We start from the raw sequence: 17,390 nt of genomic DNA, 5'->3' as shown, positions 1-17,390 counted from the left end.
TAAAAAGGTGGGTTTAACGTGCAAGTAAAAGATCAACTATCATCAGTACAACCATATAAACCAGGTAAATCACCAGAACAAATGAAAGAAGTGTACGGAGATCATTTGTTTGTGAAATTAGCATCGAATGAAAATCCATTTGGTTGTTCACCGAGAGTTTTAGAAGAGTTGCAAAACTCTTGGTTGGAACATGCTTTATATCCTGACGGAGGCGCTACAACGCTCCGTCAAACAATCGCAGATAAGTTGCATGTGCAAATGGAACAAGTACTTTGTGGTAGTGGTTTAGATGAAATCATTCAAATAATAAGCCGCGCCGTATTACGAGCGGGAGATAACATTGTAACAGCAGGTGCAACATTCCCGCAGTACCGTCATCATGCAATTATAGAAGGTTGCGAAGTGAAGGAAGTTGCGTTAAATAACGGTGTATACGACTTAGAAGAAATTTCTTCAGTAGTAGATAACAATACAAAAATTGTATGGATTTGTAACCCGAACAATCCAACAGGCACATATGTGAATGACCGAAAATTGACTCAATTCATTGAAGGTATTAGTGAAAATACGTTAATTGTCATTGATGAAGCGTACTATGAATACGTAACAGCAAAAGATTTCCCAGAGACATTACCGCTTTTAGAAAAACATAAAAATATTCTTGTACTTAGAACATTTTCTAAAGCGTACGGATTAGCTTCTTTCCGCGTTGGATATGCGGTTGGACAGGAAGAGTTAATCGAAAAATTAAATGTCGTTCGTTTGCCATTTAACGTATCTTCATTAGCGCAAAAAGCAGCGACGATTGCTTTTGGTGACGATGAGTTTATTGAGGAAATAGTTCGTGTAAATACAGAGGGATTACAACAATATGAAAGCTTTTGTAAGGAAAATGAAATTCCATTTTATCCATCGCAAACAAATTTCATCTTCTTGCCAGTTGAGAATGCTGGAGAGATTTATGAAGCTTGTGCACACGCAGGATTTATTATTCGTCCGTTCCCGAATGGTATCCGTATTACAGTCGGAACAAGGGAGCAAAATGAAGGGGTGATTTCAGTGTTACAACAACACTTTGAAAATAAAAAAAGAAAGTCTCGAGATGAGGAAAATGCGTAAAAAGGTAGTATTAATTGGAACAGGTTTAATAGGAGGCTCTCTCGCATTAGCAATTAAGAAAGAGCACGATGTAACGATAACAGGGTACGATATATTTAAAGAGCAAGTAGAGCGTGCAAAAGAATTACATGTAGTAGATGAAATAGCAATTAATTTACAGCATGCATGTGAAGAGGCACATTTAATTGTTTTTGCTTCTCCAGTTGAAGAAACGAAGAAGTTATTACACAAATTAGCGTCATTTCGTTTACGAGAAGATGTGATTGTAACCGATGTTGGTAGTACAAAAGGGACGATTATGAATGAAGCGGAAGCTTTGTTTTCAAAAGAAGTTTCTTTCATTGGCGGACATCCGATGGCAGGTTCTCATAAAACAGGCGTTGAAAGTGCAAAAGCGCATTTATTTGAAAATGCATTTTACATTTTAACGCCGATGAATCATGTGCCAAATGAACATGTAGAAGAACTTAAGCGTTGGTTAAATGGAACGGGATCTCATTTTCTCGTTTTAAATACGGAAGAACATGATTATGTAACAGGGATCGTTAGTCATTTTCCGCATCTTATCGCAGCTGGGTTAGTAAAGCAAGTGGAGAAACATGCAGGAGATAATCCGCTCATTCATCAACTAGCTGCCGGAGGATTTAAAGACATTACACGTATCGCATCTAGTAGCCCAAAAATGTGGAGTGATATTGTTAAACAAAATCGTGAGCATTTAATGGTATTATTAAAAGAGTGGATCTCTGAAATGGAAGATTTATATGATACAGTTTCGACCGGAGATGCAGGCGAGATTCAAAACTATTTTGCAGACGCGAAAGAATACCGTGACTCTTTACCAGTACGAAAGAGAGGGGCAATTCCTGCCTATCACGACTTATACGTCGATGTTTTAGATAAAGTAGGGGCATTGGCTCATATTACGAGTATTTTGGCGCGCGAAGAAATTAGTATTACGAACTTGCAAATATTAGAAGCGCGTGAAGGATTGCTTGGGGTATTACGCATTAGCTTCCAAAGAGAAGAAGATCGTATGAAAGCAAAGCTAGCGCTTGGAGAAGAAAAATACCAAACTTATGAAACAATTTAAATGAGAAGGTGAAAACGTGAAGGAAAGAACGATACAACCTGTTAATAACGGATTAAATGGTAACATTACAATTCCAGGAGATAAATCCATTTCACACCGCGCTGTCATGTTCGGTGCGATTGCAGAAGGAAAAACAACAATTAAAGGTTTCTTGCCCGGTGCAGATTGTTTAAGTACGATTTCTTGTTTTAAAGAAATGGGAGTAGACATCGTGCAAAACGGTGATGAAGTCACTGTAGTTGGCAAAGGATTAGAAGGTTTACAAGAACCGAAAGCTGTATTAGATGTTGGTAATTCTGGTACAACTATACGTTTAATGTCAGGGATTTTGGCAAATACACCATTTTTCTCTTGCGTACAAGGTGATGCATCTATCGCAAAAAGACCGATGAAACGTGTTACAAATCCATTAAAACAAATGGGTGCAAACATTGATGGGCGGGAAGAAGGAACGTTTACACCGCTAACAATACGGGGCGGAGATTTAAAAGCAATTGAATACACTTCGCCTGTAGCAAGCGCACAAGTAAAGTCAGCTATTTTACTTGCAGGACTTCGCGCAGAAGGTGTAACAGCTGTTACAGAACCACATATTTCCCGTGATCATACGGAAAGAATGCTTGAAGCATTTAGCGTTACAGTAACGCGCGAAGGAAAAACAGTGAAACTTGCAGGTGGACAAAAGCTAACAGCAACAGATGTTCAAGTGCCAGGTGACGTATCATCAGCTGCATTTTTCCTAGTAGCCGGTGCAATCATTCCAAATAGTAAACTAGTATTACAAAATGTAGGGATGAATCCAACTCGTACAGGTATTATTGATGTTTTAGAGAAAATGGGTGCTACGTTCACTGTAGAGCCAATTAACGAAGGATCATCAGAACCAGCTGCAAACATTACGATTGAAACATCTTCATTAAAAGGAATTGAAATTGGCGGGGATATTATCCCAAGATTAATTGATGAGATTCCTGTTATTGCATTAGCGGCAACGCAAGCAGAAGGAATTACAGTAATTAAAGATGCACACGAATTAAAAGTAAAAGAAACAAACCGTATTGATACAGTCGTTGCTGAGTTAACGAAACTAGGAGCTCGAATAGAAGCAACTGATGACGGTATGATCATTTACGGAAAATCAGCTCTAAAAGGCAATATAGTAAATAGTTATGGTGATCACCGTATCGGAATGATGCTTGCAATTGCTGGCTGCCTAGCAGAAGGAAAAACAATTATTGAAGATGCAGAAGCAGTAGGTGTATCATATCCTACATTCTTTGACGAACTTCAAAAATTAGCTAAATAAAAAGGATGGAAAGCAGATACGTGATGTATCTGCTTTTTTTGTTAAAACGTTCTTGTAGTTTCACTTACCGAACTATAATAGTAAGAATTATGATACAATTCAAACAGAGAATGGAGGAGATTTATATGAATGTCATACAATTAAAAGAAGATAAGTTCAGAGAAGCATTACGTTTATCAGAATACGCTTTTCAATATAAAGTAGATGAGGAACGATTACAGCAGCAACTTACAAAAATGAAGGAAAGTCATGAAATATACGGCATTATGGAAGGGGAAGACTTAGCTGCAAAACTACATCTCATTCCGTTTCATATTTACATAGGTAAAGAAAAATTTAAAATGGGTGGCGTTGCAGGAGTAGCGACGTATCCAGAGTACAGAAGAAGTGGGTATGTAAAAGAGCTACTTCAACATTCACTTCAAACAATGAAAAAAGATGGCTATACAGTCTCTATGTTACATCCATTTGCTGTTTCATTTTATCGTAAATACGGCTGGGAACTTTGTGCGAATCTACTCAAATGTCATATGAGTAAGAGCGATTTAGTAATGAAAAAACAAGTAAATGGTACTGTGAAACGTTTTAATAAAGAAAATCATCCAGAAGAAGTCGAGAAGCTCTATGAAGCATTTGCAGAACGTTTTTCATGTATGTTAGTTCGAGAGAAGAACTGGTGGTTACAAGCGGTTTATGATGATTTAACATTAGCCATTTACTATGATGAAAATAAAAAGGCAGCAGGTTACATGTTATACAAAATAGAAAACTATAAAATGACAGTAGAAGAATTTGTACCACTGCATAATGAAGCACGAAATGGTCTGTGGAACTTTATTTGTCAGCATGATTCTATGATTAAAGAAATTGAAATGACAGTAAGTGAGAGCGAACCATTATTATATACATTGCAAGAGCCACGCGTGAAGACAGAAATAAAACCATATTTTATGGGAAGAATTGTAGATGTGGAGCAGTTTTTAAAACAATATGAGTTGAATTGGAACAATGTACAGCAAGAAGTGATCCTAAACATTACAGACGCATTTGCTCCATGGAATAACATAACAGTGAGACTTGCAAATCATGAAATAACAATTGTAGAAGAAACAACGGAAAAAGGAATTAAACTGGATATAACTGCGCTATCGGCAATAATGCTTGGATATAAACGTCCGTTAGAACTAAATGAACTGGAATTCATTAGTGGAAGTGACGAAGTAATACGGTCATTTGAGAATTTAGTACCAGTGCGTAAGCCGTTTATTTATGATTTCTTTTAATTTGCATATAAGATGGAGTTGTTTCGAACAAAATTTTGGGATAACTCCATCTCATCGTATTAATTTTTGTCGGTAAGTTGATATATCCTGAAAATCGCTGATATAATTTTATTCACATAAAAGAGAATAGAATCGCAACTATACGTTGTCAGGCACTTGACTTTTATTCCCTGTAATTTATAATTAAAAACGGAATGAATTTTCATTCCTAAAAATAGAGGTGGAAAAAATGGCTAAAAACAAACAAGAGGATATTTTTGATGCTGCGATGCAACTTTTTGCAGAGCGTGGTTACGATGGTACGACAATTCCAATGATCGCTGAAAAGGCAAAAGTCGGTGCGGGTACTATTTATCGCTATTTTGAAAATAAAGAGGCACTAGTTAACTCATTATTTTCAAAAAGTATGTTAGAGCTTTCTGAAATGATAAAAACAGATTTTCCTGTTGAAGCAAATATTCGTGAACAGTTTAGTCATACGTACAACCGTTTATTTGAATTTGCGAGAAACAATGTGGACGCTTTTTTATTTACAAATTCTCACTGTGACAGTTATTTTCTTGATGAACAAAGTAAGAAAATATTTGACGATTTTATAGGCTTCTTTATGAATATTATTGAAGATGGAATCGCAAAAGGTTTTCTTCGTCCGTTGCCTCCAGTTGCTTTAATTATTATTGTATATCAGCCGCTAGAAGCATTAACGAAAGTAATTGCAACAGGGCAATTAGAATACTCGAAAGAGTTAGTAAAAGAATTGGAAGAAAGCTCTTGGAATGCTATTAGAATCATTTGATTCTATAGCTTTATAAGGACAGGAATGAATATTCATTCCTAAATAGATTTAAAAAATGAAAGTAGGAGAGGGTATTTGTGCAACCAAAGGAATGAACATTCATTCCGGAAAAGATTAGTTTAATAGGGTCTATAGAATAAATCAATAGAATGATAGGAATGAACGTTCATTCCTAAAAATAGTTTCAAAATAATAGGAATGAATATTCATTCCGGAACTAACATTATACTTTCAAAACGGGAGATGATTAAAATGAGTAAGCTAAAAAATTGGAGAAGTTTATCTTTTCTATTATGGATAGTTATTACTATTACAATGATCGTAACGATGCCTAATATGGATAAATTAGTGAAAGAAAAAGGGCATATTACGATTCCGAATACAGAGCAAAGTAGTATCGCTGACAAAATGATAAGAGAGATGGATAAAGACGGGACAGAAAAATATGATGTTATAGCTGTTTTTAATAGTGGAAGTAAAGCAGCTTTAACAACTGAGCAAAAAGATGAAATAATAAAAACAATCAACGCTTTACAAAATGAAAAAGAGCAATTAGGAATTAAGGAAGTTGTTTCACATTTAGATAATAAAGACTTGGAAAAACAATTGATATCTAAAGACAATACGACCATTTTAACGCAAATTTCTGTAGATAAAAAACATGGTGAAATATCAAAAATTGCAAATGGGCTTCATAATAAAATTAAACCGAAGGGAGTTAAAACGTACTTAACAGGAAGTGATTTAATAGCGGGTGATTTTCTTACATCCTCTCAAGAGGGAGTGAAAAAGACAGAAGTTATTTCTATCATTTTCATTTTAGTTGTATTAATCATTGTATTTCGTTCACCAATTGTTCCAATCGTTTCTCTGCTTACAGTGGGTGTATCATATTTAGTTTCAATGGGGATTATTGCCCATCTAGTAGATCAATTTAATTTTCCGTTTTCTAACTTTACACAAGTGTTTGTAGTTGTTGTCCTGTTTGGGGTTGGAACAGACTATAACATTTTATTATATACAAGGTTTAAGGAAGAATTAAGTAAACAAGAAAATGCATTTTTAGCTACGAAAGAAACGTTTAAATCGGCAGGGAAAACCGTTTTATATAGTGGGATAGCAGTACTAATTGGTTTTGCATCTCTTGCTTTAGCGAGTTTTAAATTATATCAATCTACTTCAGCCGTAGCAATTGGTGTCGCAGTATTATTACTCGTATTAACTACGTTAAATCCATTTTTTATGGTGCTTTTAGGAAAAGGAATGTTTTATCCAGTAAAAACATTTAAAGGTCATGAGGATAGTCGTTTATGGGGATTCTTTGCGAAAAACTCAGTAGCAAGACCATTTGTCGCTTTAATCATCGTAGTCGTAATATCGATTCCTTTCGTATTAAAATACTCTAATACACTTAATTACAATGATTTATTTGAAGTGGATAATAAGTATGAATCCAAGATGGGTATTAACGTAATAGAGGATCATTTTCCGCCTGGTTTCTCTTCACCGAGTACATTAGTCATTCAATCTGATAAAAAGCTGGATGAAGGAACTTCTCTACAAATTTTAGACGAATTAACTGATAAAATTTCGAAAGTTAAAGGTGTGTCAGAAGTATATGCACCAACACGTCCAACTGGTGAGAAGATAAAAGAATTATATTTAAATAAGCAAGCGGGAGAATTGAATACAGGATTAGGGGATGTCGATGGTGGCATAAAGGAAATTAATGATGGATTAACAGATGCGAAAAATAAAATGGGAAGTAATGATTCAAATAGTCTTGCGAATGTTCAAAAATTAATTGATGGAACGAACGAGGCGAAAAACGGGGTATCAGCATTGGGAACAGCTTTACATCAATTATCAAATGGCATAAACGACGGTGCACAAGGAGCACAGCAAATTGAGAGTGGTTTAGCTTCAGTAAACGAAAATATAAATGTTCTATCTAATGCAACGTCGCAGCTGCATGCTGGTTATGCACAGTTAGAAAAAGGTTTAAACTCTTACGATCAATACTTCGGAAGTATTTCTCAAGCGATTGATGGTGCGAAAAAGGGATATGAACAAATTGAAATGTTAATGACCAATTTCGTTCAAACGAAACCAGAATTAGCGAATGATCCAAACATACAACAAACGATAGGAATTGCTAAAGAGGCTCAAAAGAAATTAAGCGTACTTTCAAATGAATTAAATCAATTAGCAACACAGCACAAAACGGCGATGAGTTCATTTAAAGAAGCGAATCAATCGTTACTGAAAGTGGATAACGGCTTAAAAGAAATGAGCAATGGAGTTAATAAGTTACAAAAGGGAGCAGCCGATCTTAAAAATGGATTAAATGAAGGTTCTTCAGGTTCAAAACAAATTGCAAATAAATCAGTTGAGTTACAGTCTGGATTAACGAAAATAAACGATGGGCAAGGACAACTTTTAACGGGCCTTAAAGATCTGCAAGAAAAGATGGGCCAATTACAATCCGGTTTATCTAAAAGTACAGAAGGGCTTGGAAAAGTAAGTAATGGCCTGCATGACGCACAGAAATATTTAGGGGAGCTCAATGAATCGAAAAGCTCTGAGAAGTTTTATATTCCAAAAGAAGTGCTAGAGGGAGAAGATTTCCAAAAAGCATTGAACACGTACATGTCACAGGATAGAAAAATTGCTAAAATGACTATCATTTTAGATGTAAATCCGTATTCAAAAGAAGCGATGCCAATTATTCAAGAAATTAATAAAACAATCGATGGCACTGTAAAAGGAACGGAATTACATGATGCGAAAACAGCAATTGGCGGAACAACAGCTAGAAACGTGGATTTAAAAGAAGTAACAGGGCAAGATTTCTTACGTACAGCTACGATTATGTTGATTGGCATTGCGATTGTATTAATCGTAATTACACGCTCATTACTAAACACAATATTTATTATTGGCTCATTACTATTGGCGTACTTTGCATCACTTGGTATAAGCGAACAAATTAGTGCACATGTATTACATGTAGAGTCATTAAGCTGGAATGTTCCATTCTTTAGCTTCATTATGATTGTCGCTTTAGGAGTGGATTATAGTATTTTCGTAATGATGCGCTATAACGAGATAGAAGGGGATTCGGTAACGAAAATTGTAACTGCATCTCGTCATATAGGAGGAGTTGTATTATCAGCTGCGCTAATTTTAGGCGGGACATTTGCAGCATTAATTCCATCAGGTGTATTAACACTTATACAAGTTGCATCAGTAGTTGGCGTTGCACTTCTTCTATTAGCTTTAATTGTGATGCCGATATTATTACCAGCGTTAATAGGGTTAACGAGTAAAATGAAGAGTTACAAAGAGAAAATAATAAATACGAAATAAGAAGAGACTGTAGGGAATGATTTCTCTACAGTTTTTTCGGTATATAATATTTCAGAAGAAAATGAATCCGATATATTACAGAATGAGCAGTGAAAGGTTATATGAGAAAGAGGTCGATGATATACATACAATAGCTAGGGGAATGGACAAAAACTATCCGATTTCATTGTAGAAAGGTAATCAACCGTTGCTATTCATCCAGCTTCTACTATATAATAGCTATAGTCTACAATAATTGAGTCGTAATATGCGATTTTTTAAGACAATCGGTGAGAAAACGCTGAAATAAGCGGTATTAGTAGGAGGACACAAATGATTACAGTAAGTAACGTTAGTTTGCGTTTCGCGGATCGCAAATTATTTGAAGATGTTAACATAAAATTCACGCCAGGTAACTGCTATGGTTTAATCGGAGCAAACGGTGCTGGTAAATCAACATTTCTAAAGATTTTATCTGGAGAAATTGAACCGTCAACAGGTGACATACATATTACGCCAGGTGAGCGTCTAGCAGTATTAAAACAGAACCACTTCGAATATGAAGAGTTCCCAGTATTAGAAACAGTAATTATGGGTCACACGCAACTTTACAAAGTAATGCAAGAGAAAAATGCTATTTACATGAAAGAAGACTTTAGTGATGAAGATGGTATGCGTGCTGCTGAACTTGAAGGTGAGTTCGCTGAGCTTAACGGTTGGGAAGCTGAGTCAGAAGCTGCAATCCTTCTTAAAGGTTTAGGTATTGGTGAAGATCTTCATGATAAGAAATTGTCAGAATTAACTGGGGCAGAGAAAGTAAAAGTATTACTTGCTCAAGCTTTATTCGGTCAACCTGACATTCTATTATTAGATGAGCCTACCAACCACTTGGACTTAAAAGCGATTCAATGGTTAGAAAACTTCTTAATGAACTTTGAAAACACAGTTATCGTAGTATCCCATGACCGTCACTTCTTAAATAAAGTATGTACGCACATGGCTGACCTTGATTTCGGTAAAATTCAGCTTTATGTTGGTAACTATGACTTCTGGTATGAGTCAAGCCAATTAGCTTTAAAATTAACACAAGATGCTAATAAGAAAAAAGAAGAGAAAGTAAAAGAGTTACAAAACTTCATTGCACGCTTTAGTTCAAACGCTTCTAAAGCGAAACAAGCAACTTCTCGTAAAAAATTATTAGACAAAATTACATTAGATGATATTAGACCGTCATCACGCCGTTACCCATTCGTTGGCTTCACACCTGAGCGTGAAGTAGGAAATGACTTATTAACTGTTGAAGGTCTTTCTAAAACAATTGATGGTGAAAAAGTGTTAGATAATGTGTACTTCACTTTAAATAAAGGTGATAAAGTTGCATTTATCGGCCGTAACGATATTGCAATGACAACATTATTTAAAATCCTTATGGGTGAAATGGAGCCGGATAGTGGTTCATTCAAATGGGGTGTTACAACCTCTCAATCTTACTTCCCAAGAGATAACTCTAAGTACTTTGAGAACAGTGATTACAACTTAGTTGAATGGTTACGTCAATTCTCTCCACAAGATGAGTCTGAAAGCTTCTTACGTGGTTTCTTAGGCCGTATGTTATTCTCAGGTGAAGAAGTTAAGAAGAACGTTTCTGTATTATCTGGAGGCGAAAAAGTTCGTTGTATGTTATCTAAAATGATGTTAAGTGGTGCGAACGTAATCACACTTGACGATCCAACGAACCATTTAGACCTTGAGTCAATCACAGCGTTAAACAACGGTTTAATCGCATTCAAAGGTACAATCTTATTCACATCTCATGACCATCAGTTCGTACAAACAATTGCAAACCGCATTATCGAAGTAACACCAAACGGTGTAATCGATAAAGAGGCTACTTATGATGAGTTCTTAGAAAATGAGGAACTTCAAAAACAAGTAGATGCAATGTACAAAGGTCAATAATATATAATGAAAAAACTCGCTCTAAAAAGAGCGAGTTTTTTTGTCGAGAAAACGTAACATCGCTGGGAGATCAAATGAATAATTATTCAAATATAATATCAATGAACATGAGAATTTTTTATGTATGGAAGGGATGTAATGAGTTTAAGATTTAAAGAGTTAGTTGAAGAAAGGAAATGTAAGTGGAGTAATATAATCAAATCGCATTATTTTATCATGTGAAATATGTACCAAATTTGGAGATAGAATAGTTTGCGAATGAGTTTATAAAGGTATATAGTATGGGGTGTCATAATTAGTGGATGAATCTTGGGAGAAAACAGGAAATGTTACAAATTTATTTTGTTAAATAGAAACCAAGGTCAAAATGTCTAGAAAGAAATAGTTGAATAAATACTAGCTTCAAATTATAATTACTAATATTCTTCATATAGTTAAATAAAGATAATCTATTTGAAGAAGAAAATTTGAATAGAGAGACAGACTTATAAAAAATAAGCCTTGGATGATTAAAAGAGGTGGAGAAATGAAACAGTTCTTATTAAAGAGCAAAAATGTGTTAAGCAATCATTTTGGATTCTTTCTGTTTGCCGTTATTTTATTTTGGCTCAAAACATATGCAGCTTATGTAACGGAATTTAATTTAGGAATTTCAAACACAATTCAAAAATTCTTGCTGTTTTTTAACCCGCTTAGTTCAGCAGTTCTATTTTTAGGACTTGCATTATTTGCAAAAGGGAAACGATCTTATATTTGGTTAATTGTTATCAACTTGTTATTGTCGATTCTTTTATACGCAAACGTAGTATATTATCGCTTTTTCAGTGACTTTATTACGTTCCCGACATTAACACAAACGAATAACTTTGGAGATTTAGGTGGTAGTATTGTTGCGTTGCTACATCTTTATGATCCGCTATACTTCTTAGATACAATTATTTTAATTGGATTAGTAGCAACGAAATTTGCAAATCCGAAACCAATTCGTGTTGCGAAGCATAAATTATCATTAGTATTTGTAGCAGGTATTTTATTATTCAGTGTTAACTTAGGTCTTGCAGAGTCTGACCGTCCTGAATTATTAACTAGAACGTTTGACCGTAATTATATTGTGAAATATTTAGGTGCATACAACTACACAATTTATGATGGAATTCAAAGTGCGAAAGCATCGACAGAACGAGCATTAGCTGATGGCGATAATATGACAGAAGTACGAAATTATTTAACATCAACTTATGCAAGTCCAAATCCTGAGTATTTCGGTAAAGGAAAGGGAATGAACGTAATTTACATTCATTTAGAGTCATTCCAAAACTTCTTAATTGATTACAAATTAAATGGTCAAGAAGTTACACCGTTCTTAAACTCATTTACAAAAGATGCGAATACACTATACTTTGATAACTTCTTCCATCAAACAGGACAAGGGAAAACATCTGATGCGGAGTTTATGTTAGAGAATTCAATGTTTGGTTTACCGCAAGGTTCTGTCTTTACAACGAAATCTCATAATACGTATCAATCAGCACCAGCTATTTTAGGACAACAAGGATACACATCAGCAGTATTCCACGGTAACTACAAAACATTCTGGAACCGTGACGATATTTATAAATCATTTGGTTTTAATAAATTCTTTGATGCGTCATACTATGATATGAATGAAAAAGACGTAGTAAACTACGGATTAAAAGATAAACCATTCTTTAATGAATCTATTCCGTTATTACAAACGTTGAAACAACCGTTCTATACAAAATTTATTACGTTATCAAACCATTTCCCTTATCCAATCGATAAGGCAGAAGCAACGATTGAACCAGCAACAACAGGTGATTCATCAGTAGATACGTACTTCCAAACAGCACGCTATTTAGACGAATCTGTAAAAGGCTTCATCGATTACTTGAAACAATCTGGTTTATATGATAACTCAATTATCGTTATGTACGGAGACCATTACGGTATTTCAGATAACCATAACGCAGCAATGTCAAAAGTAATGGGTAAAGAAATGAACTCATTTGAAAATGCACAGTTACAACGTGTACCTTTAATCGTTCGTGTACCAGGAGTGAAAGGTGGCGTACAACATCAATACGGTGGTGAAATTGACGTTCTTCCAACACTATTACACTTACTAGGTACAGATACAAAGAATTATGTTCAATTTGGTTCTGATTTATTATCACCAGATCATAAACAAGTCGTTGCGTTCCGTAACGGTAATTACGTAAGCCCAACAGTTACGGCACTAAACGGCAAATATTATGATACAACTACTGGAAAACCAGTAGAATTTACAGATGAAATAAAGAAAAATGAACAAATGGTTCAAAACTCACTAAAATACTCTGACCAAGTCGTAAATGGTGACTTATTACGATTCTACACACCGCAAGGATTTACTCCAGTAGACCGTTCGAAGTATAACTATAACAACCGTGATAAAAACAAAACGAAAGTAAAAACGACTCCGGAAGGGGAAGCTAAATAAATAATAAAAGGCACTATTCATATGAATAGTGCCTTTTATTTGTAAATATACCATCATTATTAGACAGAACCAGCTTTTGCTTTTTGTTTTGCCTTTCCGAAGAAAATTACACCGACGATGATAATAATGATAAATGCCCATTTAACGAAAGGGTTACTTTCGAAAAATCCAGCGAACCATTTCTCATCTACAATCATTTTCGCGGCAGTATAAGCTAAAACGGCTGCTCCAATCGTAATGATGACAGGAAAACGATCTACCCATTTTAAAATCAATGTACTGCCCCATACAACTACAGGAATAGAAACTAATAGCCCAATGATTACTAAAGAAAAGTTACCATGGGCAGCTCCTGCAACAGCGAGTACATTATCAATGCCCATTAACGCATCAGCAATAATAATAGTTTTAATGGCAGACCAAAATCCTTCTTCTGCTTTAATATCATGATCTTTGCCTTCAGCGATTAATTTGTAAGCAATCCATATAAGGAGTACACCACCAATTAAAAGTAAACCAGGTATTTTTAATAACCAAACGACAACTAAGGTAGCGAGGGCTCTAATAGCGATTGCCCCGACTGTACCCCATATAATAACTTTCTTTTGTTGATCTTTCGGTAATCTTCTTGCTGCTAATCCAATTACGATGGCGTTATCTCCGGCTAACACTAAATCGATTACAATGATGGCCAGTAGGGCAGACAAATATTCAGGTGAAAGAAAATCCATATACATATCACTCCTTAAGAGTAATATGTGCTAAAGTGTTGATAATATAAAAAAAGGATTGAAATTGTATATTCAATCCTTTTTTTGTCTGTATTCTGATATGTATGTTTTTATTTTGAATAAGTCGCTTTTGTAGTTTTTTACTTATCGCGTTTCTTTCTTAAATTGATTCCAAGCTTCTTCAGTTTGTACTATAAATACGATCATATAATATCGACTTATTTAAACTAGGTTAAAGATAGCATGTGATATTTCAAAGTTAAATTTATTTGATAAAAGGGAAGGGACGTATAATATTGATATGGTGCAAGCATGTATAGGTTTTCTCTATAAGGAAATTCTAAAAACGATAAAAAAGACTTGATAACCTACTAGAGGAAATCAAGTCTTTTCATTACATACGATTATCATGCCAGAAGTTTAATGGGAAGTGTTCGTTCTCATTATATGCTTCTAATTCATATCCTTTTTCTTTCAGTCCTTTAATAATTCCAGGAACTGCTTTTACTGATTGTGGATGAATATCATGCATAAGGATAACTTCTGTTGGATTTGTAGCACCATGTAACACGTTTTCTACAATTTTAGCAGATGCAGCATCAACTTGCATTTTGTTATATTTCCAGTCTAAAGAATCAATTGTCCAATCCCAAACTTTTAAGCCATTTTCTACAACTTTGTTGCGAAGAGCTTCGTTTAATCCTGGCATAGAGCCGTAAGATGGACGAGTTAATACTGGTGATTTACCTAAAACACCAGCGATTAAGCCTTGGTCTTCCTTCATTTCATCTACGTAATGACCTTCAGTGTAGAGTTTCTTGTAGTTATGAGTCATACTGTGCATCCCAACGTAGTGGCCTTCAGCATCTTCGCGTTTTACAAGATCAGGGAAAGCTTTTACGTTTGAACCAATTAGGAAGAATGTTGCTTTTGCATTTTCTTTCTTTAACATATCTAAAAGCTCAGCTGTGTATTTTCCAGGACCGTCATCAAATGTTAAATAAGCGACTTTTCTAACTTGCCCGTTATAATGTTTTGGCGCTTCTTTCGGAGCAAGAGATGTTTGAATCTCACTTACAAGTTGAACAGATTTTGCTTCATCCTCTGTACTAGCTAGAGCGGTATGTACTGATCCAAAAGCCGCTTCGTATGTGAATAATACCCCCGCACACACTAACATAGCCCTTTTTACTAAAGTTGTCATTCGAATTCCATTGTGCATAATTTTCCTTCTCTCTATAAAAGTTCTACTCTACTATATTAGCAATTATAGGTAGGGAAATGCAAAGAAACTTTTTTACAAGTGTAAAAAAGTTTAGCCAAATGTATGCAAGATTTTAAAGGAATGTCATTTTTAAAGAAATGTCACAAATAATTGGATAAATTGAATTATTAATTGGAAACAATATAAGGGATATTAATTTTAGGAGGTGTTTTAATTGAATTATAAAAAAATGTTTTCAATATTTATGACAAGCATATTTACAGTAGGATTATTAATTGGTTGTAATCCAGCTCCAAAAGACGAAAAGGAGCCAGATCCAACGGAGGAACCTTCTGAACAAAGACAGGAGGAAAAAAATGACAAACAAGATCCTGCTAAAGAAAAAAATAATGAATTAAACAAAAAGGATGAACAAGAACCAGACCCAACAGAAGAACCTTCTGAGGAACAAAAGAAGAAAAAAGAAAACGAGTAGTTGTAGTTTAATGAAATATGTAGCGTGATTTTGTAAAAAAGAATACTATCTAACACATACAACCACTTTTCTTGTTTTATAAAAAGTGGTTGTATAAAATTGTATATGAATTTAAATATTTCGTGGATATAAATTTTGCTTTAATGCTACTTATTAATTCATATAGTTTGTAATGTTTATTTCCCCTAAAATGAAGCTTGAAATCAATATTAATCTTTCTTTACAAACTCTTCAATTATCATATTAAATTCACCTGTTAGTTTTATCAACAAACTTTATATTGTTACTGCCTTCCGTATCAAATACTTCATACAGCATAATTATCTCTCTCCTTAATTTAAACCTAATACCCTCCTGATGTGTAATAGTAGGTATGGTTGTGTTAAAGTTGTGACAAAAAATTAATTGATTCGTTTATTTTATGAAGATTTGTGCTTTCTTTTAACGATTAAAGTGTTAAATATATTAGAAAGTTTTAATAAAATTAAAAACTATTACCTTGGAAGTAGGAAATAAAAAATTTATAGGAATGAGACTAAAGTCTTAAAACCGAAAGAAGGCTAATCATACTTTCATATCACTTCATTTTCGTTCTAATTATTGATTCGAATATTTGTATTTAGCCGACTATATAATGCATTTCATGGTGTGGTGGAAGATGCGAATGAAGCTGTACAAAGATTTGCTGATCGGTATATAAAGGCTCTGCAAGGAGAATTATTTCATACGTAATAGCTTATATTTCATCTCTACATTTATATAACTAGTTTTATATGAATTTTATACGAAAGACCTATTGTTTATTAACTAATAGGTCTTTCAACTTAGGAAGCTCACACTAATGAGGGATGTTAAAGGAAATATATGTAACCTATACTAATTACTATAAAGCTTTGGAAAATGAAAAGGAGGAGATTTGCATGAAGAATTGGGTTCAATTTAGAATTGCAAGACCAACAGATAAATTTGAAGAAGTGATAAGTTTTTATGAAACAGGATTAGGACTAAAACGTATAGGAGAATTTCACAATCACGAAGGATATGACGGGGTTATGTTTGGATTACCAGATGAAGAGTATCATTTGGAGTTTACTACACATGTTAATGGAAGTCCATGTCCAGCGCCGACAAAAGATAATTTACTAGTTTTTTATATACCTAATAAAGATGAAATTGAAAAGATAGTAAATCGATTAAGTAATATGGGCTATCATGAGGTGGAACCAGAAAACCCGTATTGGATAGAGAAAGGAACCACAATAGAGGATCCAGATGGTTGGAGAATTGTGCTTATGAATGCATCTGAATAAAGAAACTATTATCATATGAAAAAGAGTGTAACAAAATGATTTATACAAAAATCCCTACAGCGTTTGTAGGGATTTCTATATAAGAAAATCTTATTGAGAGAGTTATTAAAATGTAGAAAGATTTTGGCTAAGAACAAATGTAATACACATAATTTATGAAGGAGGTATAAAAGTATGATAGTAAACCATTTTAAAGAGTTTTCTAAACATGTTGGAAATACACCTCTCATTAAAAATTCTTTCGT

At 34.3% G+C, this 17,390-nt stretch carries 12 protein-coding genes and 1 pseudogene; 11 read left to right on the top strand and 2 right to left on the bottom strand.

What is annotated here, in order from left to right; translation table 11 throughout:
- The first annotated feature begins 18 nt into the window (after positions 1-18).
- The 8 genes from hisC to ltaS all read left to right on the top strand — a co-directional run bounded on the left by hisC (position 19) and on the right by ltaS (position 13,404).
- Positions 19-1,119: a histidinol-phosphate transaminase gene (hisC, locus tag F3I02_RS22535; protein ID WP_196478463.1), complete on the top strand. Its 1,101-nt coding sequence runs from the start codon at positions 19-21 to the stop codon at positions 1,117-1,119.
- Positions 1,112-2,212: a prephenate dehydrogenase gene (gene tyrA, locus F3I02_RS22530; protein WP_001228129.1), complete on the top strand. Its 1,101-nt coding sequence runs from the start codon at positions 1,112-1,114 to the stop codon at positions 2,210-2,212. Before hisC ends, tyrA begins: the two co-directional genes overlap by 8 nt.
- Positions 2,213-2,228: 16 nt before the next feature.
- Positions 2,229-3,518, top strand: coding sequence for a 3-phosphoshikimate 1-carboxyvinyltransferase (aroA, locus tag F3I02_RS22525; protein WP_074593331.1), 1,290 nt, complete (start codon positions 2,229-2,231; stop codon positions 3,516-3,518).
- A 125-nt stretch (positions 3,519-3,643) separates the two neighbouring features.
- Complete coding sequence (locus tag F3I02_RS22520; RefSeq protein WP_001100922.1) at positions 3,644-4,801, top strand: GNAT family N-acetyltransferase; 1,158 nt, start codon at positions 3,644-3,646, stop codon at positions 4,799-4,801.
- Positions 4,802-5,030: 229 nt separating this feature from the next.
- The gene (locus F3I02_RS22515; protein ID WP_001107300.1) at positions 5,031-5,597 is read left to right on the top strand and encodes a TetR/AcrR family transcriptional regulator; all 567 of its coding nucleotides are present in this window, start codon (positions 5,031-5,033) and stop codon (positions 5,595-5,597) included.
- A 252-nt stretch (positions 5,598-5,849) separates the two neighbouring features.
- Positions 5,850-8,966, top strand: a complete 3,117-nt coding sequence (locus tag F3I02_RS22510) for an MMPL family transporter (RefSeq protein ID WP_196478462.1) — start codon at positions 5,850-5,852, stop codon at positions 8,964-8,966.
- 312 nt (positions 8,967-9,278) lie between these two features.
- Entirely contained in the window at positions 9,279-10,904 is a 1,626-nt protein-coding gene (locus F3I02_RS22505) for an ABC-F family ATP-binding cassette domain-containing protein (RefSeq protein ID WP_000633864.1), read from the top strand.
- Positions 10,905-11,430: 526 nt separating this feature from the next.
- Complete coding sequence (ltaS, locus tag F3I02_RS22500; protein WP_196478461.1) at positions 11,431-13,404, top strand: lipoteichoic acid synthase; 1,974 nt, start codon at positions 11,431-11,433, stop codon at positions 13,402-13,404.
- A 59-nt stretch (positions 13,405-13,463) separates the two neighbouring features.
- Here the strand turns inward: ltaS and F3I02_RS22495 are convergent, their stop codons facing one another.
- Together F3I02_RS22495 and F3I02_RS22490 are read right to left on the bottom strand one after the other, a co-directional pair.
- On the bottom strand, positions 13,464-14,135 hold the full coding sequence (locus F3I02_RS22495; protein ID WP_000346947.1) for a TerC family protein: 672 nt from the start codon (positions 14,133-14,135) through the stop codon (positions 13,464-13,466).
- Between the two features lie 394 nt (positions 14,136-14,529).
- Positions 14,530-15,357: a peptidoglycan-N-acetylglucosamine deacetylase gene (locus F3I02_RS22490; RefSeq protein WP_000551445.1), complete on the bottom strand. Its 828-nt coding sequence runs from the start codon at positions 15,355-15,357 to the stop codon at positions 14,530-14,532.
- A gap of 217 nt (positions 15,358-15,574) precedes the next feature.
- Here F3I02_RS22490 and F3I02_RS22485 point away from each other — a divergent pair, with 217 nt between their 5' ends.
- From F3I02_RS22485 to F3I02_RS22480, 3 genes and pseudogenes are all read left to right on the top strand, one after another.
- Positions 15,575-15,835, top strand: a complete 261-nt coding sequence (locus F3I02_RS22485) for a hypothetical protein (protein WP_001106981.1) — start codon at positions 15,575-15,577, stop codon at positions 15,833-15,835.
- Between the two features lie 618 nt (positions 15,836-16,453).
- Positions 16,454-16,567 (top strand): annotated as a pseudogene (locus tag F3I02_RS35020) (hypothetical protein); the annotation flags it as partial.
- Positions 16,568-16,755: 188 nt separating this feature from the next.
- Entirely contained in the window at positions 16,756-17,145 is a 390-nt protein-coding gene (locus tag F3I02_RS22480; protein ID WP_000800666.1) for a VOC family protein, read from the top strand.
- The last annotated feature ends 245 nt before the right edge of the window (positions 17,146-17,390 follow it).

The organism is Bacillus sp. SRB3LM, assembly GCF_015712745.1.
Classification (GTDB): domain Bacteria; phylum Bacillota; class Bacilli; order Bacillales; family Bacillaceae_G; genus Bacillus_A; species Bacillus_A thuringiensis_K.
This window is presented reverse-complemented; position numbering and strand designations above follow the sequence as displayed.

Bases quoted from the DNA above. Each gene is read 5' to 3' on its own strand.
- tyrA (WP_001228129.1), top strand. From the start codon at position 1,112: ATGCGTAAAAAGGTAGTATTAATTGGAACAGGTTTAATAGGAGGCTCT.
- F3I02_RS22520 (WP_001100922.1), top strand. From the start codon at position 3,644: ATGAATGTCATACAATTAAAAGAAGATAAGTTCAGAGAAGCATTACGT.
- F3I02_RS22515 (WP_001107300.1), top strand. From the start codon at position 5,031: ATGGCTAAAAACAAACAAGAGGATATTTTTGATGCTGCGATGCAACTT.
- F3I02_RS22510 (WP_196478462.1), top strand. From the start codon at position 5,850: ATGAGTAAGCTAAAAAATTGGAGAAGTTTATCTTTTCTATTATGGATA.
- F3I02_RS22505 (WP_000633864.1), top strand. From the start codon at position 9,279: ATGATTACAGTAAGTAACGTTAGTTTGCGTTTCGCGGATCGCAAATTA.
- ltaS (WP_196478461.1), top strand. From the start codon at position 11,431: ATGAAACAGTTCTTATTAAAGAGCAAAAATGTGTTAAGCAATCATTTT.
- F3I02_RS22495 (WP_000346947.1), bottom strand. From the start codon at position 14,135: ATGGATTTTCTTTCACCTGAATATTTGTCTGCCCTACTGGCCATCATT.
- F3I02_RS22490 (WP_000551445.1), bottom strand. From the start codon at position 15,357: ATGCACAATGGAATTCGAATGACAACTTTAGTAAAAAGGGCTATGTTA.
- F3I02_RS22480 (WP_000800666.1), top strand. From the start codon at position 16,756: ATGAAGAATTGGGTTCAATTTAGAATTGCAAGACCAACAGATAAATTT.